General features: G+C 59.4%; 2 protein-coding genes. Both read right to left on the bottom strand.

Annotated elements, in window-relative coordinates:
* Positions 1–609: potassium transporter TrkG (locus tag ACOI1H_RS25530; RefSeq protein ID WP_422441124.1), on the bottom strand; the 609-nt coding region annotated here is incomplete at its 3' end.
* Positions 610–639: 30 nt separating this feature from the next.
* Positions 640–1,302 (bottom strand): potassium channel family protein, encoded by a 663-nt coding sequence (locus ACOI1H_RS25525; protein WP_422441123.1) that lies wholly within the window; start codon positions 1,300–1,302, stop codon positions 640–642.
* Between the last annotated feature and the right edge of the window lie 203 nt (positions 1,303–1,505).

Here is a 1,505-nt window from a genome sequence, read left to right as displayed (position 1 = left end):
GAAGCCCAGACCGCCAAGGATGAACAGGGCAGGGATCACGACATTGATGATTGGATTGCCGACATAGGCCATCAGGCTGGTCGGAAAAAGAGAGAACCCTGCATTGTTGAACGCCGACACCGAATGGAACGCCGCGTGCCACAGGCCCTTCGACCAGCCGAATTCCGGCACCCAGACAAATGACAATGCGACAAGACCCACGATTTCGCACATCAGCGACACCAGAAAGACGATACGCACCAGAACCGTCAGGTTGTTCAGCGCCGTCTGGTTCAGGTCCTCGCGCAGGATCAGACGCTGAGGCATGCCGACTGGAATGCCAAGCGCGGACAGCACCAGCACGGCAAAGGTCATCAGGCCAAGTCCGCCCAGTTGGATCAGCACCATGATGACGCCTTCACCGAACAGGGTGAAGGTGCTGCCGACATCGACCGTCGCCAGACCCGTCACCGTGACCGCCGAGGTCGAGATGAACAGCGCCGTGAACAACGGGATCTGGTGTTCCACCGACACCGGCATCCACAACAGGATGCCGCCAATCAGGATCGACCCGAGATAAAGCACGGCAAGCGTCGCCGGGGGTGGAAGCCGAAAACTCTGCAGTCCCATGCGTCCGCGGGATCGTCCGAGGTGCATCGGTCAGAGGCTTTCGGCGAAGGCGTGCAGGTCTTTGCGCTGCCCCAGCAGCAGCAGCAGATCGTCGCCCTGCAGCGTGCAGGCCGTGCCGTCCTGGCCCACGAATTCCGTGCCGCGCATCACGCCGACACACCGCAGGTCGAAATCCTGCGTATGTGGCAAGTCCGAAAGTCGGCGTCCCTCGAGGCTTTTCGGGATGCGGAAGTTCACCACGTGATAACCATTGCCGAGGCTGACGTAATCGCGCACCAGCGGGTTGTTCAGGACCTGGGCGATATGCTGACCGACCTCGAGCTCCGGATGGATGACGCGGTCGACGCCCAGTTTCAACAGGATGCGGTGGTGTGTCTTGGTCCGTGCCTTGGCCCAGACGACCGGCACGCCGATCAGCTTGAGGTTCATGACGGCCAGGATGGACGCCTCCAGATCGTCGCCCATGGCGACCAGCGCCACATCACAGTCGGCGACGCCAGCCTCGCGCAGCGCCATGTCGTCGCGGGCGTCGACGATCATCGCCTGTGAGATCCGGTCCGCCATGTTCGTGACCGCTTGGGCATCCATGTCTACGCCGATGATGTGGTTGCCGAACCGCGTGAGTTCATTTGCGACCGTACTGCCGAAGATGCCGAGGCCAATGATGCCGAAGGTGCGCTTGCCATGTGCCATGCCGTCGTCCCGGAAAGATGCGTTGCCGGTTACCTATACCATTCGTCGATTGCGGAAAGGTCAGAAATGGGGCTGCAAATGGGACAACTATATTTTACATAATACTGATTATGCGTCTTTTAACTGTAAGCGCAAAGTTAGAATGTCCCACATCTGCAAAGTAGAAGTGTCACACTTCCCTGTCGATCAAGCAGGATTGGAGC

It is taken from the genome of Loktanella sp. DJP18 (assembly GCF_049310965.1).
In the GTDB taxonomy this organism is placed as follows: Bacteria; Pseudomonadota; Alphaproteobacteria; order Rhodobacterales; family Rhodobacteraceae; genus Loktanella.
The sequence above is the reverse complement of the archived record's forward strand: the minus strand, read 5'-3'. Positions and strand labels throughout refer to the sequence as shown.